This window comes from Fibrobacter sp. UBA3718, assembly GCF_002371935.1.
Lineage (GTDB): Bacteria > Fibrobacterota > Fibrobacteria > Fibrobacterales > Fibrobacteraceae > Fibrobacter.
Window position 1 is genome coordinate 432,994 of sequence record NZ_DFHR01000013.1, and the last position, 24,345, is coordinate 457,338.

A 24,345-nucleotide genomic window follows, 5' to 3' on the forward strand; every position below is an offset into this window, starting at 1 on the left:
TTTTTGTTAAACTCGCAAACGTGTTTTTTCGAAAAGAATTTTCGTCTTTTCCCTGATTTTTCATCGGAAAAAAAGATAAATTCTAGGCTGTAATTTTTTAACCGCGGTCCCAAAGACCGGCAACTGAGGATTATATGCGTTCAACCGCCTGGAATGACGAAGAAAACAAGGTCCTGCCCGAAATGGCACTCGACTTCATGCCCGAAGAAAAACTCCGCGACCTGCAGCTGCAGCGTATGCGCGCCACTGTGAAACTTGCCTACGAGAAGGTCCCGCTGTTCCGCAGCCGCATGGACGAGAAGGGATTAAAGCCCGAAGACATCAAGACACTCAAGGACGTGGCGAAACTCCCCTTCACCATGAAGAAGGACCTGCGCGACACCTACCCGTATGGCCTGTTCGCCGTAGACCTGAGCGAAGTCGTGCGCCTGCACGCAAGTTCGGGCACCACCGGCAAGCCCATCGTGGTCGGCTACACCAAGGAAGACATGGAAGTGTGGGCCCAGGTCGTGAAGCGCGGCCTCCTCGCCTGCGGGTTCAGGAGCACAGACATCGTGCAAAACTTCTTCGGCTACGGTCTGTTTACCGGCGGTCTCGGCATCCACGGCGGCTTTGAAGCCCTCGGTGCGACCGTCATCCCCATCAGCGGCGGCAATACCGAACGCCAGGTGATGCTCATGAAGGATTTCGGGGTCACCGCGGTGGGCGGAACCCCCAGTTACTTTGTCCGCATCATCGACGTCGCCGAAAAGATGGGCGTCGACCTGCGCGACCTCAAGGTGAAGCGCGGTATCTTCGGTGCTGAACCGTGGAGCGACGGCATGCGCGACTACATCGAAGAAAAGACGGGCATCAAGGCGTACGACATCTACGGCCTTTCCGAAATCGTAGGCCCGGGCGTGGGCTGCGAATGCGAGTGCCGCGACGGCATCCACATCTTCGAAGACCACTTCTACCCCGAAATCGTCGACCCCGAAACGCTTGAACCGCTCCCGGACGGCGAAGAGGGCGAACTCGTGCTTTCTACGCTCAGCAAGAAGGCAATGCCCATCATCCGCTACCGCACCCGCGACATCACCGCCATCGAGAAGACCAAGTGCAAGTGCGGCCGTACCATCCGCCGCATCCGCCGCATTGGCCGCCGCAGCGACGACATGATTATCATGCGCGGCGTGAACGTGTTCCCGAGCCAGATCGAGACGGCCCTCCTCCGTGCAGAGAAGGCACTGCCGCACTACCAGATTGTGCTCGACACCAAGAACAACATGGACACGCTCGAGGTCAAGGTGGAAGTCTCCCGCGACATGGTGAGCGACTCCATGAGCGCCATGGAACAGCTGAACAAGAAGTTCAAGCACTCCATCGAACAGATTCTCGGCATTTCCGTCATCGTCACGCTGTGCGAACCCGATTCGCTGCCGCGTAGCGAAGGCAAAGCCAAGAGAGTTGTCGACAACAGGAAAAAGATGTAAGGAGAAAGCACTATGAAAATTCCACAGGTTTCAGTTTTCGTTTCCAACCGCCCGGGCCGTCTCCAGGCGGTGTGCAAGTCCCTTGCCGACGCCGGCGTGAACCTCCTTTCGCTCACGCTTGCCGACTCCGGCGAATTCGGGCTTATCCGCCTTATCGTGAGTGACCCGGAAAAGGCCGTAGACGTGCTCGCCAAGGCGGGCCTCAGCGCCACCATCACCGACGTGGTCGCCTGCCCCGTGAACGCCGCCATCGGTGGCCTCGCCGAACTGCTCTCCACCGCGGTTGGGAGCCAGCAGATCGACTACATGTACGCCTACCCCTCCACCCTGAACGGCTCTAACATCATGATTCTCCGTTTCCAGGACACGGACAAGGCCATCGAGGCCCTGAAGGCGACGAACTTCAAGGCCATCAGCAAGGAAGAACTGCTGGGGTAACCCGGATTGTCATCCCCGCGACCTTAGTTGTCATCCCCGCGAAGGCGGGCGGACAGCACTTAGCACTTTAGTGCTTAGTGCGCATGGCCACCAAGGTGGGGATCCAAAAATTTCAAACGCCGAGCGAAAAGCCCGGCGTTTTTTACGTGAAAACCAACAGCAGTCTTATTTCACCGTGTAAATCGTGAGCGTCTTGCTGTATTCGTAACCGACAACAAGCAAGGCCTGGCCTTCGAGCGGGCTCTTGTCCGCCGGAATAAACAGCACTCCTTCCGGGCCACGATCCAGCGGGTCCAGGTAAAAACCGACCACCTTGGGGCCCTTGTACTCTCCGTGTTTCGGAGCCTTGATGTAGCGGGGTGTTTCGGCTTCCGTCACGTCGACAACCATTATCCCGCTGGTGCGTTCCAGGCCGACAAACGCATAGCGCCTGTAGCCGACCTCGCCCACAGTCACGTTCTCGGGTTCGCAGCCCTTGTCGCTACTGCGTTTATCCATCTTGAGCTTGTTCTTCTTGGAATTCCAGTTAAAGTAGTCCGGGGCGCTTTTTGCGAGAATGCGTTCGAACGCATCGAAAGAATCCCACACAAGCCTTCCTGTCTCGCCGTTGAAAATGCTCATGGAACGCGTGCCGAACGTGTACATGTAGGGGCAGGCAGCCCTCTTGTCGCGTTCCCCGTCGCACGTGCGTTCGAGCCCACTCACGCTCAAGTCCTTCAGTTCGTTCAGGAGCGAATCCGTGAACACGCGACGGTCGAGCCGTTCCTGATCAGCAAGCATCATCGGGGTCGTCACGTCCGTCCACGCCTTGTAATCATTGACCGGAGCGCCCTCGTTTGCCGTCAGCACGTAATACTTGTCGCCGATAGAAAAGGAAGCGATACCGTCGGGCTGGCGCAGGCCGCGCAGCGGGTATTTCTTCATTTCGATTACGCCGTCGCTCACCGCATCAATCGTGGCACCGGATTTCACGTAGTCGACGTGCCCGAGAGCGAAAACATCCTTCACCTTGCGGGCCTTTACATCTACCTTCGCGATGGCATTGTTCTCTTGCAGCGAGACCCAAGCCCACCTGGAATCGGCAGACACGGTGATGTATTCCGGCTCCAGAGACTTCAAGAAGCCCTGCGTTCCCGGAGCGCGTACACCCGCCTTCCTGAGAGTATTTGAATCAAGATGGTCGAAGCGCGCCACCGTATATTCCGCATTCTTCCACAAGTCCGCCTCGCCCGCCTGCGCTACGGACAAAATAGCAACGCCGCCTTCCGGGTCTTCCGAAAAATCCGCGCTCGGTGAACCCTCGCAGGCCACCAGCAGGTTCTTGCCATCGGGTGTAAACTTAATCATGTCGGGCTGACTACACACCTTGTAAAGCCCCACGACCTCGAGGCTATCCGTATAGCGCATCACCTGCACCTGGCCGTCGCGCCATTCCTCGTCTTCGAGCAGGGATACCGCCACCAAGTCGCCATGCACCGTCACGCTAGACGCATTCCCGAGAACCTGCACTTCAGCAACCTTCTTGGGGAGGCCAGGATTGTTCATGTCCACCACCTCGATAATCTTTTCTCCACCCACCACGAACAGCATGTTCTTGCCTGGCATAAAGTCCGAAATCTCGGCAGTCTTCATCGGCAAGGTCGCAAGCGGAGTGAGCACATTCCCCAACTGGAACGGGCCCGCCAACTGGGCGTTCTGCTTTGCAAAACAAAAGCCTGTCGTCAAAAGCAGGCTAAGAGCAACGGGGGCAAAAAACTTCATACCGAATTCCTACTTCATTATCAGCCACATTATCAGCAGGCCAATTCCAATTCCACCCAAAAAAGAAGAGCCTCCCATCATGGTCATCTTCTTACGTTCTTCTTCGGCCTTATCCTTGGTTTTTTCGTTCACTTCAAGTGCGATACCCAGAGCCTGAGCGCAGACTTCGTTGTTTTGCTTCATTGTCTGGTAGCTCTGTTCCCAGTTGGCACACTTCGCCTCTTCAACGACAACAGCCTTGCGAAGCGAGTCCTTTTCCACAGCACAAAGGCTATCATGTTCCTGCATCACGCTATCGCGCATGGCAAGTTCAGCCTGGACTTCGGAAACGGCGATCTGGCCTACGGCTTCCGTACTGACGGGATCCGCAGGCTGAGCGTCCTCGGCCGCAAATGCAATCGCGACTGAACAAAAAAGAATGGCAAGAAAAGACTTTAACACTCGCATTATAAAAACAACCTACCTGGGCATGACAGCCGTTTTACGCCAAACTCCGTTCGAATACTTCATATAGTACACGCCCGGAGCAAGCTTGCCAGCATTCTTAACGACAGATCCATCAAGGCTACGCACCTGCACCACATGAACTGCGGCTTCAGGAGCAGACATCGTAGCTAGACGCGTCGGGCCTTCGGACGAAGAACTTACAACATCGGAGGAGCTGCTTTCTGCATCAGAAGAAGAACTTGCCTCCGTGCCGGAACTCGACTCGGCGGAAGCGGACGAGGATGCCTCACTCGAAGACGATATTCCGCTCGATGAAGACTCGGCTTCCTTGCTCGAAGACGACTGTTCGGCAGAGCTGCTGGATTCTACGCTAGAACAAGAAACGGGATCCGCAGAAGAACTGCTGACCTTCTGCGACGAGGAACTTGTCGTGGCGCTCGAGCTGGAACTAGCCTCTTCGGACGAGCAGGATACAGGAGAGAAGCTCGAAGAGCTATTTTCGCTTGAAGAAGACGCCTCAGACGAAGAACTCGACAGCGGCTTGCGGGAATCGCCAAGCACGACCTTGATCACCTGAAGGCGGACGCTCTTTATCGTATCGGGAACAGACAACGCTTTAACAGCGGCATTCACTGCCTTCAGGGAATCATTGCTGGCCGCGGATCCAAACCTAATACCTATATGCGTTGCATCTTTATTGTACTGGTATTTTACGGAAGCAAACCACCACTCAAAAGCAAATTCAAAGGTCGTAGAGAACAACAGGTTCGAGGCCGTAAACGAATAGTCATCGGGAATCAACCCCGAGACATACGCCAAAATGTTATAAGTATTCGAGGAATCATGACCATTCATCTTCAAAGCGTGAATGTCGTAAATATACGTCGAGTAATCGTCTTCCGTAACATTTTGCCACTTCTGGCTTGTTGTCCACTTGGCATAACCCACAGTCGTCCCCTGCATCTCGCGGCAAGAAGCCTTGATGGACACGGGAATCTGCATGGTTTGACTCGTGGAATAATTCATGCTCAGCGTCTCGTAGGTTTCGTGCCGCGTAACGTTCGAGGAATCCTTCGCCATTGTATGCGGATTGCCGTACCAGTTAGTCTCTTCGATATAAGCAGGGACGAGTTCAATCTCGGAATGAAGCGAGTCGCATGCATTGCGAATGAATACAGAAGCCGTATCCTGAGCATAGGCAACCGAAGCCATTGCGAAAACCGCGAGAGCCATCAGGCTGTTCTTCAGAGTGGATAATTTCATAAAGCCTCCCTTTTCTCCTAAATATATATCGTTTTGGGGCGAATCGTTACCGGGCATACTACCCGCGGGCCGCCAAAATGCGCTTCCAGCCGTCTTCGGGAATCTGCGCGCCCATTACCTGCACCACCTCGTTGGAGACGACGCTCCCGAGGTTGCCGCTGCGTTCCATATCCCAGCCGTTCATGTAACCGTACAGGAATCCCGATGCCCACAGGTCACCGGCACCAGTCGTATCGATGGCCTTCGCGGGGCCTGCCTGCACGCGGGTCACCTTGCCGTCCTTCGCAATGAGGGCGCCACGCTTGCCAATCTTCACCACGGCAACCTTCGCCTTCTGTGCAAGAACATCAAGTGCAGCCTCTTCCTTCACGCCCGCATACGCATACGCCTCGTCCTCGTTCGCGATGATGATATCAATCATCTTTTCGGCAAAGAGTTCATCGAACAGCTTGCGACAGGCTTCCACCACGCCAAAGCTACTGAAGTCAAGCGCGGTTTCCACGCCCAGGCTACGCGCCAGCGTAAATGATTTCTTGAAGCAATCCGCATTGAACGCGCGGTAGCCTTCCGCATAGAGCAGGCCCACGCCGTCGTAGAGCGCCGGCACAAAGTCCTCACTCACAAGGAAGTCAGAAGCGCCGAGGTACGTCCACATGGAGCGCTGGGCATCGGGCGTTACCGCAGAGAACACGCAACCCGTAGCCGCATCGCTCATCCCGAGCTTCGATTCCACGCCGTTGCGTTCCAGGTGCTCGCAGAAAATCTTGCCAAGTTCGTCGTCACCGACCTTCGAGATGAAAGCAGCCTTTCCGCCCAGGCGCGAGAGCCCGACCATCGTATTGCAGGTGGAACCGCCCGGCACGCGCAGCGGGTTCTTGAGCGCCGCGAGGAACTTTTCCATCTGCGGCCAGTCCACCATGTTCATGCCGCCCTTCTGCACGCCCTGAGATTCAATCCATGCGTCATCCACGTTCGCGAGAATATCAACGAGGGCAGCGCCCATGCCTAAAACTTTCTTCATAATGCTTCCTCTAAAATTGTCCAAAACTACAGGCCGCCCCTGCGGCGACGCAACTTGTCGCTAGCCTGCAGTAAAAATCTGCGTTCAGAATCCGTCAGCGAATCTATGCCTTCGCTATTTACCTTTTTCAGGATTTCATCTACGCGCTTTTGTTCATCTACATAGAAAACTTCGCCTTCGAGAGGGGCCTTTGCATCTTCGGCATCCCTATCCGACTCGTCGCGAGATTCCCTCTCAGAACGGCCTCCCGGATACACCTTGAATTTCGGGCCTCGCATTTTTTCAAAAGCATGGCCGAAACCACCAAAACCCCGTTCAAACAAGTGCATGTAAAGGAATCCGCCCACGACGCCACCCAAGTGAGCAAGGTGAGCTACATGGTCTCCCGATCCCGCCATAAAAACATCGATTGCCACCATGAACCACATGGCATACTTTATGCGCATCGGGAAAAACATGAACAGCAACAGCATGCGATTCGGGAAGAACTTGTAGTAGGCAACAAAAATCCCCATCAGAGCTCCCGAAGCACCGATTATCGGGGCGTTCGTCATGCCGAACCAGTACATGACCATGCTGAACACGGCAGCAAAAATACCGCAAAAGAAATACATTCCCATGAAATGCTTAGAACCCATCATATCGGCAACGTCGCAACCGAACATCCAGAGCATAAGCATGTTAAAAAGGAAATGCCAGAAGTCGACATGCACGAACATGTACGTCACGAAACGCCATGCCTGCTCCGGGGCAAAAGGCCAAAAAGCGCCGAAGTACGAAATGTATTCGGCAAGGCTCCCATATCCAAGGCCCGGCAAGTTCAGATGCAGGCCAAGCAGCCTACCGACCACGAAAGCAAGCAAAAAGACAACCGCATTCGAAATCAGCAGCACTCTTATAACTTTAGGGAGAAAGGCAAAAGGACGCATAGTTTTTCCTACTTACTTCTTCAACAGAGGGATAATTTCTTCGGGGACGTGGCGAACGATTCCGCACTTCAGGAGCTCGCGCACCACGGTACTGGAAACCATCAGGTGCTCGGGAGCGCTCGACAAGAAAACCGTCTCGCATTCAGGATAAAGCATCTTGTTATTCCAGGCAACCGTCTGCTCGTATTCAATATCGCCTGCACCGCGAATGCCGCGCACCAGAAACCTAGCGCCAACGCGTTTCGCGAAATCGACAGTCAAGCCGTCAAAACAATCCACCTTCACGTTCGGAATGTCCTTGACCGCCGTCTTGACGATTTCGACCCTAGTCGATTCCGGCAACAAGTATTTCTTGGAAACATTTACCGCCAGGAGCACCCACAATTCATCAAAGAGCGCCGAGGCGCGCTTCACAACATCTAGGTGCCCCACAGTGAAAGGATCGAAGGACCCTGCGAATACGGCGATTTTTTTCATGCCGCAAATATAGAAATTATCCCCTGTAGACCACCAAGGAGGATTCGCCGTAGCGGCGGATTTGCACAGTTCCCGCTTCTTCGGCGGCCTTGGCCCATGCCGGCAAGTCCCGGCTCGGCGCTTCGAACACAGCCGTTCCCCCCGGATTCAGCCACTGCCAAAAAGGACGCAGGTCCGGATAGTCCATGCTCTTGAACGGCGGGTCCGCATAAATCAAATCGAATCCAGATTCAGAACAAAGTAATTCTTTTTCAAGAGTCAGCGCGTTCTTTTCTAACAAAGTAAGTTTCAATTCCAACGAGAGAGCCTTGTAGGCCTGATACACGAGCCTCGCCTGGGAATGAGCCATTTCAACGGCGACGACGCTAGAGGCTCCACGACTAATAGCTTCGATTCCCATGATTCCCGTTCCTGCAAAGAGGTCGAGCACCCGAAAACCTTCAACGTCCTGCAATATATTGAAGAGGGCTTCCCTCGTGCGGGAGCCCGTGGGCCTTGTTTTCGATGAATCGGGAGAGGGGACATTCCTCCCCCGCAACAGACCACCAGTAATGCGGATGGGCATATTACGGAGCCACGAACATCACAAGCGTGAATGCCGCAGCAAGGGATTTCTTCGCGAACTTAAGTTCTGCCTTGGTCACGCCAATGCGCACCGGAGACGCATCCAGGGCTGCCATCAGGGACTGAAGTTCCGGGAAGTCTGCAGAAGTCGTCACCTGGTAAGTGAAGCGTTTGTAGACACCGAATTCCTCGACCACAGGCTTGTCGAGCCCGGAAAGGTTCACCTTGTTCGAAGAAGCAAGGGACTTGAGCGCCTTGATTTCTTCGGACATCTCGGATATGGGCACGAACCTCGACACCGCCGCCTTGTTCACGTTGTTCACGTTGAACTGACCAAACGCGGTAATGTCGGTCGCGGGAGCGTTTTCCGGCAGAGGCGGAGTCCTGAAATCAGAGCTCACGGACTTGACCCTTTCCAAGAAGCTGCGCTGCGAAGTCGGCTTGACCGAAACACCGCGAACGTAGAAGTAGTTCGGGGACTGGAACACGCAGTCGGAGAAACCGACATCATCGGGAGTCGCCGTAGTAAGGAAAGTGAAGAACTGGTTGATGGCCGACCTCTGGTACGACACCTTTTCCATCGGGAGGAGCGAGGCGTAGTCATCACGCTTGTTGTTGAACAGCACCTTCGGATTGATTTCGCCCACCACCTGGCGAACCGTCAGTGATTCGCGTTTCTTGATGGCGGCATCGGCAGCGGCGGCCTGGGCCTGGAGCGAACCACCGGCGGAGGTCGTCTGCCCGGAAGCGAGCGTCAACGCGGTGCGGCTCGGGTCCTCGGCGCCTATCAGCGAAAGATACGGTCCAGGCAGAACCCCCTGCAACGGCTTGGGAACGCCAAATACGCTCAAGAAGCAGCTGAACGCCACAAACACGAATAGTGCGGCGAGCAGGCCAACCAAAGTTTTCTTCTTGGATGTCTTTACCTGGGCGGCAACGTCGGTCACGTGGACCGGAGTTACGGTTTCGTCCGCGACCGAAGCACGTTCGGCAGCTTCAATAAGGTTCAAACGAATCATACACCCTCCATCACGCTAAGCGCCGTACCGATGGCGCCCGCGCAGTTGAGCACGGCAGCAGAATCGACCTCGTCCACAGGAAGCCTGAGTTTCGAGAACGAATCCATCAAAATAAGCTGGCAATCGTCGGTGAGTTTAGCACGCAGTTTCTGCACGAAAAGCGGATCCATAGCCATTTCGCCACAAATATGCACCTGCTTCATTTCGGGCATGGTGTTCTGTTCGCGAGCTTCCTTCATCTGGTCGCAGATGGCATTGGCAAGGAGCTCGTAGGCCTGTTCCGTCGAAGTATTCACGAGAGACAGAGTCGAGACGCAGCGGAGCGCCTGCAGGTTGTCCTTGTTGAGCCAGAGCATGGTGACACCGGCATAATCCGCCTTGATGACGCATTCAAGGTCCTTGATTCCATCCCCCACGTCCATAAGGTTCATGAGCGAAAGCACATCCACTTCCATGGACTTCGGCACGAGGCTCTTGCTACGGAAGCCCTTGCGCAGGGCATCCACCCATTCACGGCGGACCGCAATCAGCAGAACGGTCTTTCCGAGGTTCTCGTCGCCGCTCAAGATCTTGTAGTCTACGATATAGGCGCCCTTGTCGGCATTGGTAATGAGGCCGAGATACCACTGGAGGTAGTCATCCAAGTTGGGAACCGCCTCCGCCGGCACAAACACCTGCCGGACAATGGACCGGAATGCCGGGACGGTCACCGAAATCGACTCGATGCCATCGAGTTCGTTTTCTTCCATCCACCCCTGCAGGACGGTCTCGAAGGTGAAGATGTCATCAATCGGACTCGTCTCCGTCTGGAGGACCGCAGTCTTGAGCACCCGCTTTTCGGCGGAGTCCAAGAGGGCGACTTTCAAGGAAACATCGCCAACCTCAATACCTAGGTACAGTTTCGTATCACTCATATACTCAACGACTTATGAAGATTTTAATACCCTAAAACTAATCAAAAATCACCCCCTGGAGTATACCTTCCAACTTTTTCTTCCCGATTCCGGGCACTTTTTCGAGACTTGCGGGGGTTTTGAAGGGGCCGTGGGCCTCCCGGAAGGCGACAATCCGCTGTGCAAGCTTGGGCCCCACCCCTTTCAGGGCACAAAGCTCCTCCTCCGTCGCTGCGTTGATTTTTAGGGGCAAATGCACCGTTTGCTTCTTCGGGCGCCCCTTACGGGCACCTTCCGACGGCTCCTTTTTTGTTACTTTATCCAAAGTCACCGACTCTTCGGACGGACGCGGCGCCCCATATTCCACCTTGGAATATGGGACAGGAGTTTCTTCAGGGCGGACCCGCTCCGAAATCTCCACAGTCTCGATAGACGGCGGCTCCCAGGGCAAGACCCTAACAGCAACCCCAACCACGAAAAATGCCATTGCTATATACAGAATTTTCTTTTCTGCAGCGTTCATCCGGTCCCCTCACCTTGTTGAAAGCGTATTTACATATGTCTTCTTATGAGAGCCTCCACCGCAGCCGCATCGGCGGGCACATCCACCGAAACGGACGGGAAAGGACTCTGCACGATGCGGATCGGGCGTTTCCCCAATATCCGCATCTGTTCCAGCGAGCGCTCCAGCTCGACCCCGCTTTGGGGAAGCCTGGAAAACTCATCCCGCGAAGCACGGGAATACGCATATATCCCCTGGTGCTGGAACCATCGGGGCGCCTCGGAAGGCTCCACGTGGCGGGTAAAATCTACAGCGAAACCGTTTTCGACCTTGACCTTGACGACAGTCGCGACCTCGGCATCCGAAGGCGACAGCGGACACGCAACAGTCACCCAGAAATCCGGATGGGCCGCCAATTCACAGGCCACATCTTCAAGTACGGAAGGCTCTACAAGGGGTTCGTCCCCCTGGAGATTCACGACCAGGTCAAGGTCCAAGGCGCTCGCGGCCTCGGCAACGCGGTCGGAACCGGTAGCGGCCTTCCCCGTCAAGACGAACTCGAACCCCGCCCCAGACACGACCTCGGCAATCTGTTCGGAATCCGTAGCGCAGACGATACGGTCAAAACATTCCGCAAGGGCAGCCCGTTTGAGCGTCCTCACGATCATTTCCGTTCCACAGAGCTTAAAAAGCGGTTTTCCAGGAAAACGGGAAGAACCCATGCGCGCCGGCACGATGCAATGGACTGGGGTCATGGAAGTCTAATTCGAGAGTCTAGCCGCCGATAACCTTCGGAATGGCGAAATGGTCGTTCTCCACCGCCGGAGCGTTCGCAAAAGCCTGATCCAGGGAGAATCCCTGCACAGGGACATCCTCGCGGAGAATCGTAGCGCCGTTTTCGACGGCAGTCATCGGTTCCACATTGGACAAGTCGAGCGCCTTGAGGGCTTCCATGTGGTCGAGCATTCCATCCAGATGCGCCTTCACAGAATCGATGTCGCCTTCCGCGACTTCGAGCCTCGAAAGCTTCGCCAATTTCAGAACTTCTTCACGTTCAAGCATAGGACCTCTTTATTTTCATTCCTAAAATAGCAATTTATTTTTCCGAGGAGAGCAACAATCGTTTGCAAAATACGCCCTAACCCATAATTTCGAGTGCGGCATACTTAAGAATGATGGTCCGAACCACGTTGTCGCTGTTGAAGCGGACATCCACACGAGCGCTATCTCCCGTGCCATAGCATTTGGTTATCGTGCCCACCCCGTACTTGGAATGACGCACGCGGACTCCCGGATGATACGGATTCTCGCTATACTCATCGTAGACAACGCGCGGACCGCTCGGAGCTGCCGGTTTTGCAACAGGAGTCACCTTGATTGGATTGCGGTAGACAATACGCTGGTCATTCTTACGGACAGAAGCAGGAACCGAGCCCGGACGACTGAACCCACCTCGGGATCCGGAACCGAAAGAGCCCGATGGCGAAGGACGCCCTCCCTTCAGGGCAAAATCGGGCGCCTTGTTGTAGCGTGGTGCGGCTGGCGAATAGCCAAATTCAGAGCCGAATGCCGGGCGCGTATCAACACACGGCGTAAACTCGACCACCGACGAATCAAGCTCCTTGAGGAACCTCGACGGCAAAAACGGCCTGACGGTTCCCTGGTAGAAGCGTCTTTCGGCGTGGTACAGATAAAGTTTCTTTTCGGCGCGGGTGCAGCCCACGTAGAACAGGCGGCGTTCCTCTTCCATCTGCTCGCGCATTTCCTTGTCCGTCGCAAACGATGAACCTCGCACCAGCGGGAAGATTTCTTCGTCACAACCGGCAATGTGAACCGTATTGAATTCAAGTCCCTTCGCCATGTGGATGGTCATGAGCGTCACGGCGCCCTTCGAATCATCCACCTTCTTGTCGGCATCCGTCAATAGCGAGATGTCCTGCAAGAACGCATCCAGGGTCGCATCGGGATGTTCCTCGTCAAATTCGCGGATGGCGTTCACCATTTCGTCGATGTTCGCAATGCGTTCGTCCGCCGTAAGCTCATCTTCCTTGCGTAAAAATTCCTTGTATCCCGTATCGGCGATGATGTGTTCCGCAAGAATCGGAAGCGGAGTCTCTCCCGCCGCAACAAGATTCTTCCAGCCCTGGACCAGATCCGTAAAGCCCTTGAGTTTCGGAGCAGAACGACCCGTTCCGTTCGCCTCGGAAACAAGCACCTGCCAGAATGTACCATCGCCATTACGGACTCGTTCCAGCACCGTTTCCACCGTGGTCTTACCAATGGCGCGTGGCGGCGTATTGATAACGCGCAAGTGGGCTGCATCGTCCTTCTCGTTTGCAAGGAGACGCAAGTAGGCCAGTATATCCTTGATTTCCTTTCTATCCCAGAAGCGCGTTCCCCCGAAAATAACCGAGGGAATACGCAAGTCATTCAAAGCCTTTTCTATCACGCGGGATTGAGCATTAGTGCGGTAGAAAATTGCCGTCTTCGAAAAGTTCGCCTCGCCCGCTACACTGATATTTTCCGCAATCTGCTGCGCTTCCGAACGGTCATCCACCAAATGCCGCACGCGGATAGGGTCGCCCGCTTCTTCTTTCGAGAACACGTTCTTCTCCATTTCGGCGGGTCGAATGTTATGTGCAATTACGGAACCCGCTCCCTTCACGATATTAGACGTGGAACGGTAGTTGCGTTCGAGTTTCACAATCGTCACCGGCGCAAAGTCGCGGTGGAAGTTGCGGATAATCTTGATATTCGCGCCACGCCAACCGTAAATGCTCTGGTCGTCATCGCCGACCACGGTCACGTTACGCTGGTCATTAATCAGCAACTTCAAGAGTTCATACTGCACATCGTTCGTATCCTGGTATTCGTCCACCACCACAAAATCAAAATGCGACTGGAGCTGTTCTGCCAGGTTCGAAACTCTCTGGAGCATGAGAACCGTATTGAACAGCAGGTCGTCGAAATCCATCGCATTCGATTCCAGGAGACGTTTCTGGTATTCGGCATAATAGCGGGCGTAGCGTTCCTCATCTGCGAATTCGGCCCGTGAGAGCGCCACATCCGGAGTTTGCAGTTCTGCACAGCCGCCCACATAGAGCACCGTATTCTTGTAGCGCGAAATCGCACCATGCACACGCTTGATTTCGGCGGCATCACATTCGTCCCCCAGGTCTTCCTTGAGAATCTGCTTCAGGATGCGCTTCTGGTCGTCGTCATCGTAGATAGAAAAATTTGCATCATACCACTTTCCACCAAAAGCCCTGAGCACCGCTTCCATGTTCAGGCAACGTTTCAGCAATCGAAGGCAAACCGAATGGAACGTCCCCATCCAAGGGAACCGCATATCGCAATCGAGCAGCTTCTGGATACGCCCGGTCATCTCGCGGGCAGCCTTGTTCGTGAACGTCACCGCAAGAACGCGACCCGGCTCAACATGGTGGCGTGACACAAGATGCGCAATCTTGTAGGTTATAGCGCGGGTCTTTCCCGAACCTGCACCAGCCAGAATAAGCATCGGGCCATCGATCTTCTTTGCGGCAGCCGCCTGCTCCGGATTCAGCTCCCTGTCCAAAACTTCTTCGTCAACAATGCGCGCCATCAAAATCTCCAGACAATTAAGGAAGCTCCGCAAAAAGCTCCGCTAAAAACACTAAAAACGCTCCGCTAATATAGTATTTAGCGAAGCAAAAAAAAGACCGGGGTCGAACAGAAAACTAGAATAGCATCATCGGAGGCCAATGGCCCGACTTGGGCCGCTCCTTGAATGTCGCGCCCGGCAAAAGTTCCCTTAGCTTGAGCGTCATGGAGGGCGTCACGTCCTGGTCCATGCGACCATAGAGGACCTGGATACCTTCACCACTTGCAATCGGACATTCAATCCGATGGGAAGCAAGGAACTTTAACCCCTCCGAGAGGCTTGCCGCGTCCATTTTCCGCGCAGCATCGGCCCATTCGTCGGGCCATTCGCTATACTCCTCGCCAAACTGTTCCTTGAAGGCATCGAGAACCACATCCGGGGTCTGGAAAATTTCGCGGGACTTGAACAGCAGGTTTTCCGAATTCCAGGGGCCATCGTCATCACAAAAGTCCGCGTAGGGCGAAAGGAAAATCCAGTTTTGTCCTTTCGGGCGCTTCGACGCACCCAGCATGAGCAGGAGGCAAGCCATTCCCCAGCCAACCACCGTGTCGGCCTTCGAGAGCCCGTCTATCTCATAGACGTCTTCGAGGGATTGAGACATTTTCTCGTAAGGCACAAAGGTATGGGAGGCAGATGCGCAGGCATCCGTCAAATCATCTTCCCAGAGGGACAGTTCCGAAGCCCAGTCCGGCAACCAAATCCATTTTTCCTTCATAACAATACTCCAAACACAAATTCAAAAAGCACACCTCTTTACATCTTCAAATCTAAATGTATATATGCAAATCAAAAAAAGGAAACATTTTTAAAGAAAAAAACAAACATTTTTTCGAGATACTATATTTTGGAATAGTAATCTCTGATTTTTTTTGTAAAAATAACAGAAAAAAATCTAAATAGGCGGTTTTTATGCGATATACCTCTATCCTGCTCTCAATTCCGTTCATCCTCGTGGCCTGCGCCGGAGGAGACGCCCCCGAAACCGAGCCCCAGGTACAATCGGTCGAGATTGTCGAACAGGCGGCCCCCGAGCAAGACGCAACAGCAGAGCTGCCGCAACCGACCATCCTCGTCACTCCCGCCCACAACGGAAACGGGATTCCCGAATTCCAGGTCGTGCAGAACAACCCCTTCGCCCGTGCCTTGATGGAATCCATCAACGAATACCTCACCAAGAAGAAATACGACGTAAAATCCCTTGAGGGCCAAGCCGATCTCGACAACCTAGTCCAGATGCAAAACGACATTGCAGAAACGGACGAAGACCTGTCGTATCTCGCCAGCCTCTCCCTCGGTGCCGATGTCTACATCAAGTTCGCCGGAAATGCAAAAATGAAATCCATCACCGTGGAACTGAACGCCTACGAATCCTCCACGGCAAGGCTTCTCGGCAGCGAAACCATTCAGGATCCCGACTGCGGCGCTTCCGACCAGACGACGATCAAGACCTGTCTCCATGACGCGGCTAAACGCGGCATGCCCCTGCTCGAAAAGAAGATTCTCGCCTACTGGCAGCAGGACATCAACCAGGGGACACAATACAAGATTGTCATGAACCTCAAAGGGGATTTCGACGAAGAACAGATCGAAGACCTCCATGACGACATCGCCTCCGGGCTCAAAAAGACCTTCAAGCGGGTGAACGTGAACGTGATGACGGCAAAGACCATCGACATGATCGTCTACGCCGATCCTGCAGAATTCCCCGACTCGCAGAGCGTCTATAGTTTTATCCGCAACATGCTCAAGGGAAAGGCGGACACCAAGAAAGTGAACGTCACCCGGAAATTCATCCTGATGGATGTCGAATAGGTGATTCCGCACGCCAAAATACTCTCTGCGTTTTTTCTCGTTTTTTATTCCGCTACGTTCGGGCTTCCCACCCGTCCCGAAAAGAGCCACGTTTACGACGAGAACCGCCTGGTTTCCGCCCAGCAGCTTGAATTTTTCGACCGTCTCTCGGATGAAGTTGCAAAAGAAACCGGCATCAGCATCGATGCGGTCCTTCTAGACGACACCGGAGAGAGGGATGTCGCTCAATACGCTTCAGATATTGCAGACAAATGGCAAGCAGATACAGGCGTCAAGGGCGAGGTCCTTATTTTTGTCGTCCAGAAGCAAAGACGAAAACTGGTCGTGACCAAGGGAACCGCAAGCGAAATTCTTGACAGAGTCTCCATCCGGAAGGCAGAACAGGATCTCCTTGTCCCCTCCTTTCGCATGGAACACTACGGCGACGGCATCCTTTCACTTGCCGGGTGGCTCACTTTCGCCATCAGCGACAGCACCGGAAAAAAGTTCGACATCGACATGCAGGAACAACCCTCCGAAGAAGGCTTAACCATACGCGGATGGATATTCATCGCGGCCGTTTTCGGCCTGCTTATCGCATTCGGGAGCAAGGGGCGTAGATTCGGATTCTTCGACAACATGAAAAAACTGCTCAGCGTCCGCGAGGTCGAGAATTCACAGTGGCCAAAAATTTTCGAGGACACGTTTGGAGACAACCTCATTTCGGCCTTCATCTCCGGCAAGTGCCTTACGGAAGGCTTCGACGCGCTCGCAAAGCCCTGGACGGTGAACTTTATCCTCAAGGACAACTCTTCCGAGGAAGTTGCCAAAATTCACGTCCATGACAAACGCGCCCGCAGGGACAACATTGAGTTCGGACACTTCTACAGCCCCGCTGAAATCGTTCGCACGCTCGATACCAATGCGCTTGAATACCTGCACATCGCAAACAGGAACGCCCCCCTCTGCGGAATCAAGCCTCTCGACGGATTTGAACCCCGCAAGGATGCGCTCAAGTCTGAATGCGAACACAAGCTCCGCAACATCCTTGAACAGTTGCAAAAAGGACCTGCAAAAAAGGTTTCCCAAAAGGAAACCTTCGAAGAAATTCTCTTCATCCTCTATGGGATGTTCTTTATACAAACAGGAACTTACCCCGAAACGCATCAGCAGGTTCTCGACCTGTTCCCTAGCCTAAGCGGAAAAGACCCAGCCGATGCAATCAAGACCATCCTGAAGGCAATCTAGCGACGATTGAACGGCTTGATGCCAGAACCATGGCCAACACTTCCTCCGCGGCGGTCGTCGTCATCGGACCTACGCGGAGGCGGATAAGAAGTTCCCGACTGAGACGGCACATCCCTTCCGAACGACGAGCGGTCATCCCGGCGTTCATCCCTGGAGCGGGGCCTGTCTTCTAGCCTGCGAGGTTCTTCTTCCTCCTGGCTCCTGTGCGGGTATACGCGAACATTGCCCGATGCGGGTTCCGCCTTTGTCCTAGAAGGAGGCGGAGGAGGCGGGTCCTTGCGCAACTGCTTCGGCTGCGAATGCCTAGGCGGCGGAGGCGGGTTGCGGTGGCCATCGCCAAGGTTCGGGCCAACATGGTGCGGCTTGCGCGGAGGAGGCGCGTAATGGCGATGGTGATGGTAATGACGCCTGGGCGCGTGCCAACGGGTATCGCGCACGTAGATGACGCGCGGCCCCCAATCGAACCAGCAAGAACCCCATCCCCAGTAGGTAAAACCACCTATCCAGATGCCCGGTGCATACGTGATGCGCGTGTAGCCATCATAATAGCGGTAGTATACGTAATGCGGATTATACACAGGCACGTAAACATACTCCGTACGGACCGGCAGAATCGTTATGTTGTCTCCTTTCGAGACCTTTACTCGGTCATCACTCTTCAAGTGTCCGTACTTCGCGGCCGAACGGCGCAAACGCTGGATAGCGGACATCACGTCGTCTTTTTGCATGAAGACCGCATCACCGAGCTGGTCGGTCCAGGCCGGATACTTCGCCATCATGGCAAGAACAGACGGGAAGGGAATCAGGGCCTGCACGCTAGCATCGTAGGGCAGTTTTGCCCATGCCATCGCGTTTGAAAGATCCTTCCCCGAGAGGTGACGATGCGATTGTGCCCACGAATTCGCAGGGGCAATCTGGTCTCCGTATGTGGATGCAGCAAGAACCTGCACCAGAAGCGGGTCCGGGTATAAAGCGATGTTTGCAACTAGCGTATCCAGCTCCGACGGCGTAAACTCCTGCGCCAGTCCCTGGGACGGCAGGAATAGCAGCGCCGATGCTAGGATCAGGATTCCTCGGATTGTTTTCGGCTGCTTTCGCAAAAAACGGAACATAAAGTACCTCCTCTGTTTTTCAAATTACAACTTTTTGATGTTCGAAACCATCGTGGCGTTGCAAAAAAACATGAAATTATCGTTTTTTAGCAAAAAATTAAGTTGTAAGCGAAAACAACACGTAAAACACATTTAACATTATATAAACATCTCCGACATTTATTTTTTAGTGGTATGGTTAAGGAGTCACCCATGTCCAGAAAAAAAATCACATCCGCACTGTTCTTCTGCATAGCGACAGCCGCTTTCGCGCAGACTTACGATCTACCCATCGTATTCATCGACACCAAGAACAAGTGTCTAGACCAGAACGTCACCGAAAAAATACCCGCCACGATGAGCGTGCTGGACGCGGCAACGAACAACGTAGCCGACAGCGCCAAGGGCACGCACTACAATATCGGCATCAAGGTCCGCGGGCAATCCTCGGCCAAGTTCCCCAAACCCGGCTACAGCGTAGAAATCCGCGACGACAAGGGCGAAGGCATGGACGTGAGCATGTTCGGGCTGCCCCCTGCCGACGACTGGGTTTTCCACGGCCCCTACGTGGACAAAAGCCTGATGCGCAACGCACTCGCCCACTGGCTGTTTAGGCAGGCTGGCCACTACAGCCCCCGTACCAAGCACTTTGACCTCTACATCAACGGCGTGTACCGCGGTGTGTACGTGCTCATCGAAAAAATCAAGCGCGGCAAATATCGCGTGAATGTAAGCAAGCTCAAAGAAACCGACATCAGCGGCGACGACGTGACCGGCGGCTACATCTGGGCATTCGACAAGACCGGCACCAATACCGGCGGCATGGGCAACGAAGACATCAACAAGGAAGGTTTCAAGACCGCCGACGGCCTGAACGTCATCATGCACTATCCCAAAAAGGAGAACCTCCAGCAACAGCAACAGGCCTACCTGAAAAAGTACCTGGAAGATCTCGAGAACCTGTTCAAGAACGGCAAGAACGGTAGCGGGTACGAAAACTACGTGGACATGACTTCGGCACTCGACTACGTGCTGCACGAAGAAGTGACCAACAACTCCGACTCCTACTGGTGCAGCTTCTTCTTGCACAAACCCAAGGATAGCAAGGGCGGCAAGGTGACGCTTGGCCCGGCTTGGGACTTTAACCTCGCCATGAGCAACGGAAGCCAGCCCGAAAACGGCGGCAACAACAACGGCGGCAACAACGGCTTCAACTGGAACATGTGGGGCGGTGGCGGCATGGGCGGTGGCGGAATGGGAAGTTCCGGCACCACCGGCTGGCAAATCGAGAGCAGCATGAAAACCGGCATGAGCGGGCTCAAGATTCCCAACTGGCTCACGGGCATGTGGAAAGACAGCCATTACCAGAGCGAACTGAAAAAACGCTGGGCGGAACTCCGCAGTGGCGTATGGCACACCAAGACCATGGACGTGTATCTCGACTCCATGAAGACGTACCTGACGAAGGCCGCCGACAGGAACTTCAAGCGCTGGCCGAACCTCGGGCAATCCAGTGGACAGGGCGACAGTGACCCGCAGCCGATGAAATACTGCAACCAGGGCGGTGGTCAGCAAGGCATGTGGGGCATGAACATGCCCATGGGCGGCTACAATGCCGATACCTGGGACGGCGAGTTCGAGCACCTCCGCAAGAAGATGAAGGAACGCATGGCCTGGATGGACCAGCAGCTCGGATTTACCGAACCTGCGCAGCCCATCGTCACCGAGCCCGTAATCCACGTTCCCGACTGGGCGAAGGATACCGTATCCAAAGTCGAGCCCCCGCCCGTTGCCCTGGACGATTTCAGCAGGCTCTCGCCGACAAACTTCTTCAACGTGAACGGCGACAAGATCGAAATCATGACAGACCTGGGCGGAACCTTCGCGCTAGTCGACCTGAACGGCGTCACGCTGTTCAAGACCAGAATCAAGAAGGGTGTCACGACCCTCAAGGTTCCGGAAAGCGCTCAGGACAAGCACTGGATTGCAACGCTCAACGGGAAGATGCTAAGCCGCTAAAGTTTTTACCGCGGCGCACGCCCCAGAAATTGTCGTGAACTTGGTGAAGTGTATTTTTACCGTTCACGACGATTTTTATTTCTAGGCGCGAGATGTAGACGCCAGTCCCGACCAGGCGGCCGCTATTGGAACGCATGTTCCATGCAAGGAAGATATTTCCCTTGTTCTTGAGGCAGCCTTCTTCGCCGTACACTCCCTTGTCGGAGCACCTTATCGTATTGGACGTTCCGCCCACGTACTCGCCGAACTGACTGTAATAGAACGTGCGGTAGTGCAGTTCCACGGCATCGTCAGATACAATCGTCCTTTCGCCGCTACGGTATTCCTCGAGATTGAATTCGGTCACCTCGCCCGCCTTTACGGCATCGACAAGTTCACGCGCAACGCCTGCTTCTGCAAGTTCCGCATCCAGCCTGCCGCTACGGATGGCATCGAAGAGGTCGGCCTGCGTCACGGTCTGGACATTCCCTATGGTGATTACCGTATCGCGGCTCGCCTCGATATTCGCCTCCGCCATTTTCGCGAAGAGCTCCAGGTCGCCCTCGCCGACAACGGACCTGTAGTTGTCCTCGGTAATGGAACCGTCCAAAATCCCGTTGATGGCCTGCTCGCTAAAACCGTACGAGGTATCCACCAGGTTCACGCGAATGTCGTTGAACAACTGCGTCAAGGCTTCCTGCTCGCTGATGCCGACTATCGTCGTGTCGTAATCAGTTTCGCTCCCGACACGCGACTTCACGAAGGCGTCGAACTTCTCGACGGCATCCTTCGTCTGTTCAACCATAATCTTCGCGATATCGAAATCGACAAGCGAGCCCTGCACGCCGAGCGAATCCGCTATCTGCTGGGCGCTCTGGCTTATATCCGTAATAAGCTTCACCTGCGTAACCGTGTCGTTCCTGACAATGCCATAAGGGTCTTCTCCCAGCGAGACTACGCCCGGGTTCTCTACACCGAGTTCCTGGTCGCCCGTAATGACCACCCACGGATTGTCCCCGTGCGGTACGTTCCCGGCAAGGTCCTGCGCACCGCCCTTGGGTGCAAACCTCACCAGGTCACCATCCGTCGGCAGTACAGCCCCGTTCCCGCCCGAGGTATAGATGAGCGTCATGCGCGCTCCCGTTCCGCCCTGCTGCAGAGGCCTTTCGGGCTTCTCGTTTATCCCCGAGCGCATGCAGGTGTATTCAAAAATCTCAGTAAACAGGTGCCGGGACTCTTCAGAAATCGCCTCGCTGAAGGTAATGTCTATAAGCCTGCTCCCGTCCTTGCTTATCTTTTTCGAGGCCGAAAGCACGATGGGCCCGACTCCGTCGGCAACCTGCTCGTTCTCGATAAAGAAGTTGCTGACCTCGCCCTCATTTTCGTAGGTAAACCAGTTGTTCAGGCTTCCAGAATAGATTCCCGACGCATCTCCGGTAAACTGCCTACTACCAAAACCGCAAACCTTCCCGGTACATTCCGCGCCAAGGTCTTCGGCAGTAAGCACGATATCGGTCTCGTTCACAATCTTGAAGTTCGATGTCGCCACGAACGTTTCACCGAAGGTCAGCTGGATAGAATCCAGACGGCTCTTGCCATTGACTGCGCGCTCAAAGTGAACGTACAGGCTGTCGGCACGCCCGTCCCCGTTCCGGTCCATCGCAATAGCCTTCTCCACGCGCAGTGCGGGAGGTTCGGCAAACTTCAGGTCGGTCCATACCGAAACGCCCGCCGCGGCGCCTTTCGCCGTGAGCACGGCACCGGACACGGGAGCATTCGCATGCACGTAGAATGTCGCACGCCCATCCTCGTCCAGGTTCACCGCACTGATTTTCTTTCCGCCCGGCGCATCCAGGATATCTATCGCCGCATTCGAGAACGAGAGGTTTATCTTGCGGTTGTAATTGTTGACGACGGCCCATTCCTCGAAGAACGTGATATTCACCTGGTAAGTCGCATACGCCCAGGGGCCGATCTGCGCCGTATCGCCAGAGACCTGCGTACCGAGGACAGTCCAGTCTTCCTTCGCGAACGCGACGCTCGGCACGGAATAGGACGGCACGGTAATTTCCACCTTCGTCACCTGGCTCGGGTCAGCCTTCAGGGTAATTTCCAGGAAGTAGTGCCCGGGAGCAAGCGCGTAGTTCGAAACAATCGCTGCAGAATCTATCGAGAACGTGGAATCGCTCGTAATCTTGATTCCCTCGTAATGGGTACCGACCCCGAGTATCTCGGGCCCCGCGAGGTTACCGCCGGTAAGCTTGAAGGTCGACGCGCCACCGGTCGTATCGCGCTCGGCAGAATTCGCGTCGAAATTGCAGGAAAGTTTGCTCTTCTTGTTGATCTGCCATACCTCGTAACTCATTCCGGAGCCGCGCCTGTCCGAAGTCAGGAACAGCGACGCCTCGACCTGCAGGTCAATAGAAGTGCGCATGCGGAAATTAGACGAACCGGTATGGCGCTCCACGTAAAAGATATGGAAGTCGTACGTCTTTCCCGGAACAAGCATGTCGCCGGTATTCTGCCCGATGGTATCGAGATCTACAGCACCCGCCACCTGGCCATGCTGCCCGCCGATATCCACCGCAAGGCGATTGTCGATAAACACCCAAACATCGTCGTCGCCGTAAAAGTCGAAGTACTGGCCCGGGACATACTCGAACGTCGCCTGGATCTTTGCAGCATACCCGAAGTTGTGCTTCCCTATTTTCGTTCCCTTCAGCTGGTCGTAGTAAGGGTTCGGAACCGTCTTCGCATCGTCGAGAAACTCGAAATCGTCCAGCAGGAACATTCCGTCCGAATTGGCCTCGTTGCCTTTCGATATCTGGTCCTTCGAAACTTCCGCAAGCCAGAAACCCTCGTCGTCCATAGATACATACAGGTCGCGGCAGGTCATGTTCGTGTATTCGTTGCCCGCACTGTCCTTGGCGACAACCTCGGGCAGGAACCAGCTGTCGAGATGCTCCGTAATCTTGCACTTTTCCGGGAAGGGGTCCGCTCGCACGGGGACCCCGTTCGCACCGAGCCTGTATTCGACCATACCCGTAACAGCCTTGTCCTTGCCGGAGCACCCGCCCGAACCGAAGTCCGCGCTGACGCCGTTTGCGGGGTCACCGTTTTTTCCGCTTCCGTCGCCATCGCCATCGGTACCGTGCAGCCAGTCGTAGACGGTCACGGGAATCTTCTTGAGCGGGCAGTCGCCAAGCACGCCGGGGTAACCGGAAAACAGCGCGGGAACATCGGCCTTGTACCCCTGCACCCAGACCGTATCGGAGAGGGCGGCAACGGAATCCAGCAATATCTCGCTTGATTCCGTAGGTTCCTCGGCGACCATGCCCTCGGCACCCACGTAGTTGAGGCCGACAGTCTGCTTGAAGTAGACCCCGAAGCCCTCGGCGGGCGCATCCACTGTAGCCTTGAACCAGCCGCAGTAATTGTCGAGAGGCGTCATCGTGGCTACGGAATCGCCCCCCACGAACAGCACCGCGTTTGTGTTCGACCACGGCGTAAAGAAAACGACCGTCTTTTCGGCATGAGCCGTTCCGAGCGCCAAGACGGCAGCCACGGCCAGCATCCTGGCCCCTTCAACCCAATTCACCATAACATCCATCCCTGAGATCATCTACAATGTTCTCAATTTTTAGAAACAAATATAATACCTTTACAATAAAATATATTGTTTTTAAATAAAATTTTACCATTATTTAATAAAGAATGTTCTCACTTTTTACAAAATGTTCTCATTTTCCTTCAGAAACGACCAAATAAAAAAAGGCGGCGCAAGGCCA

Annotated in this window: 21 protein-coding genes; 5 read left to right on the forward strand and 16 right to left on the reverse strand. The window is 54.6% G+C overall.

Annotated elements, in window-relative coordinates:
• The first annotated feature begins 134 nt into the window (after positions 1-134).
• On the forward strand, positions 135-1,472 hold the full coding sequence (locus tag B4A77_RS05070) for a phenylacetate--CoA ligase family protein (protein WP_290738847.1): 1,338 nt from the start codon (positions 135-137) through the stop codon (positions 1,470-1,472).
• Positions 1,473-1,484: 12 nt separating this feature from the next.
• Complete coding sequence (locus B4A77_RS05075) at positions 1,485-1,910, forward strand: ACT domain-containing protein (protein ID WP_290738850.1); 426 nt, start codon at positions 1,485-1,487, stop codon at positions 1,908-1,910.
• Positions 1,911-2,075: 165 nt separating this feature from the next.
• Here B4A77_RS05075 and B4A77_RS05080 read toward each other — a convergent pair whose 3' ends face one another.
• From B4A77_RS05080 to B4A77_RS05145, 14 genes are all read right to left on the reverse strand, one after another.
• Positions 2,076-3,671, reverse strand: coding sequence for a choice-of-anchor I family protein (locus B4A77_RS05080; RefSeq protein WP_290738853.1), 1,596 nt, complete (start codon positions 3,669-3,671; stop codon positions 2,076-2,078).
• 9 nt (positions 3,672-3,680) lie between these two features.
• Positions 3,681-4,112 carry a hypothetical protein gene (locus B4A77_RS05085; RefSeq protein ID WP_290738856.1) on the reverse strand — a complete coding sequence of 144 codons (432 nt, stop codon included), beginning with the start codon at positions 4,110-4,112 and terminating at the stop codon, positions 3,681-3,683.
• 18 nt (positions 4,113-4,130) lie between these two features.
• Positions 4,131-5,381: a hypothetical protein gene (locus tag B4A77_RS05090; protein ID WP_290738859.1), complete on the reverse strand. Its 1,251-nt coding sequence runs from the start codon at positions 5,379-5,381 to the stop codon at positions 4,131-4,133.
• A gap of 58 nt (positions 5,382-5,439) precedes the next feature.
• Entirely contained in the window at positions 5,440-6,402 is a 963-nt protein-coding gene (locus B4A77_RS05095) for an adenosine kinase (RefSeq protein ID WP_290738862.1), read from the reverse strand.
• Between the two features lie 26 nt (positions 6,403-6,428).
• Positions 6,429-7,295, reverse strand: a complete 867-nt coding sequence (locus B4A77_RS05100) for a rhomboid family intramembrane serine protease (RefSeq protein WP_290726952.1) — start codon at positions 7,293-7,295, stop codon at positions 6,429-6,431.
• Positions 7,296-7,343: 48 nt separating this feature from the next.
• Positions 7,344-7,808, reverse strand: a complete 465-nt coding sequence (gene coaD, locus B4A77_RS05105) for a pantetheine-phosphate adenylyltransferase (protein WP_290729140.1) — start codon at positions 7,806-7,808, stop codon at positions 7,344-7,346.
• 16 nt (positions 7,809-7,824) lie between these two features.
• Entirely contained in the window at positions 7,825-8,373 is a 549-nt protein-coding gene (rsmD, locus tag B4A77_RS05110) for a 16S rRNA (guanine(966)-N(2))-methyltransferase RsmD (RefSeq protein WP_290738865.1), read from the reverse strand.
• A gap of 1 nt (position 8,374) precedes the next feature.
• Positions 8,375-9,391 (reverse strand): hypothetical protein, encoded by a 1,017-nt coding sequence (locus tag B4A77_RS05115; protein ID WP_173365820.1) that lies wholly within the window; start codon positions 9,389-9,391, stop codon positions 8,375-8,377.
• The gene (locus tag B4A77_RS05120; RefSeq protein ID WP_173365819.1) at positions 9,388-10,305 is read right to left on the reverse strand and encodes a hypothetical protein; all 918 of its coding nucleotides are present in this window, start codon (positions 10,303-10,305) and stop codon (positions 9,388-9,390) included. Before B4A77_RS05120 ends, B4A77_RS05115 begins: the two co-directional genes overlap by 4 nt.
• A gap of 37 nt (positions 10,306-10,342) precedes the next feature.
• Positions 10,343-10,807 carry a ComEA family DNA-binding protein gene (locus B4A77_RS05125; protein ID WP_173381830.1) on the reverse strand — a complete coding sequence of 155 codons (465 nt, stop codon included), beginning with the start codon at positions 10,805-10,807 and terminating at the stop codon, positions 10,343-10,345.
• A 29-nt stretch (positions 10,808-10,836) separates the two neighbouring features.
• Positions 10,837-11,541, reverse strand: a complete 705-nt coding sequence (locus tag B4A77_RS05130; RefSeq protein ID WP_290726956.1) for a 3-deoxy-manno-octulosonate cytidylyltransferase — start codon at positions 11,539-11,541, stop codon at positions 10,837-10,839.
• Positions 11,542-11,560: 19 nt separating this feature from the next.
• A complete protein-coding gene (gatC, locus tag B4A77_RS05135; RefSeq protein WP_173365816.1) occupies positions 11,561-11,848 on the reverse strand; it encodes an Asp-tRNA(Asn)/Glu-tRNA(Gln) amidotransferase subunit GatC in 288 nt (95 codons plus the stop codon).
• A gap of 76 nt (positions 11,849-11,924) precedes the next feature.
• Positions 11,925-14,390, reverse strand: coding sequence for an ATP-dependent helicase (locus B4A77_RS05140; RefSeq protein ID WP_290738870.1), 2,466 nt, complete (start codon positions 14,388-14,390; stop codon positions 11,925-11,927).
• Positions 14,391-14,505: 115 nt separating this feature from the next.
• Positions 14,506-15,144: an alpha/beta fold hydrolase gene (locus tag B4A77_RS05145; RefSeq protein WP_290729134.1), complete on the reverse strand. Its 639-nt coding sequence runs from the start codon at positions 15,142-15,144 to the stop codon at positions 14,506-14,508.
• A 194-nt stretch (positions 15,145-15,338) separates the two neighbouring features.
• On the opposite strand from B4A77_RS05145, the gene B4A77_RS05150 reads away from it, so the two are divergent.
• Both B4A77_RS05150 and B4A77_RS05155 read left to right on the forward strand, forming a co-directional pair.
• Positions 15,339-16,241: a DUF6175 family protein gene (locus B4A77_RS05150; RefSeq protein ID WP_290738873.1), complete on the forward strand. Its 903-nt coding sequence runs from the start codon at positions 15,339-15,341 to the stop codon at positions 16,239-16,241.
• Positions 16,242-17,468: a TPM domain-containing protein gene (locus B4A77_RS05155; RefSeq protein ID WP_290738876.1), complete on the forward strand. Its 1,227-nt coding sequence runs from the start codon at positions 16,242-16,244 to the stop codon at positions 17,466-17,468.
• Here the strand turns inward: B4A77_RS05155 and B4A77_RS05160 are convergent.
• Positions 17,465-18,580, reverse strand: a complete 1,116-nt coding sequence (locus tag B4A77_RS05160) for a DUF3300 domain-containing protein (RefSeq protein WP_173365811.1) — start codon at positions 18,578-18,580, stop codon at positions 17,465-17,467. The genes B4A77_RS05155 and B4A77_RS05160 overlap by 4 nt on opposite strands.
• Positions 18,581-18,772: 192 nt before the next feature.
• Between B4A77_RS05160 and B4A77_RS05165 the strand changes: the two genes are divergently transcribed.
• Positions 18,773-20,578 (forward strand): CotH kinase family protein, encoded by a 1,806-nt coding sequence (locus B4A77_RS05165; protein WP_290738879.1) that lies wholly within the window; start codon positions 18,773-18,775, stop codon positions 20,576-20,578.
• Here B4A77_RS05165 and B4A77_RS05170 read toward each other — a convergent pair.
• Positions 20,553-24,158, reverse strand: a complete 3,606-nt coding sequence (locus B4A77_RS05170) for a fibro-slime domain-containing protein (RefSeq protein WP_290738882.1) — start codon at positions 24,156-24,158, stop codon at positions 20,553-20,555. The genes B4A77_RS05165 and B4A77_RS05170 overlap by 26 nt on opposite strands.
• Between the last annotated feature and the right edge of the window lie 187 nt (positions 24,159-24,345).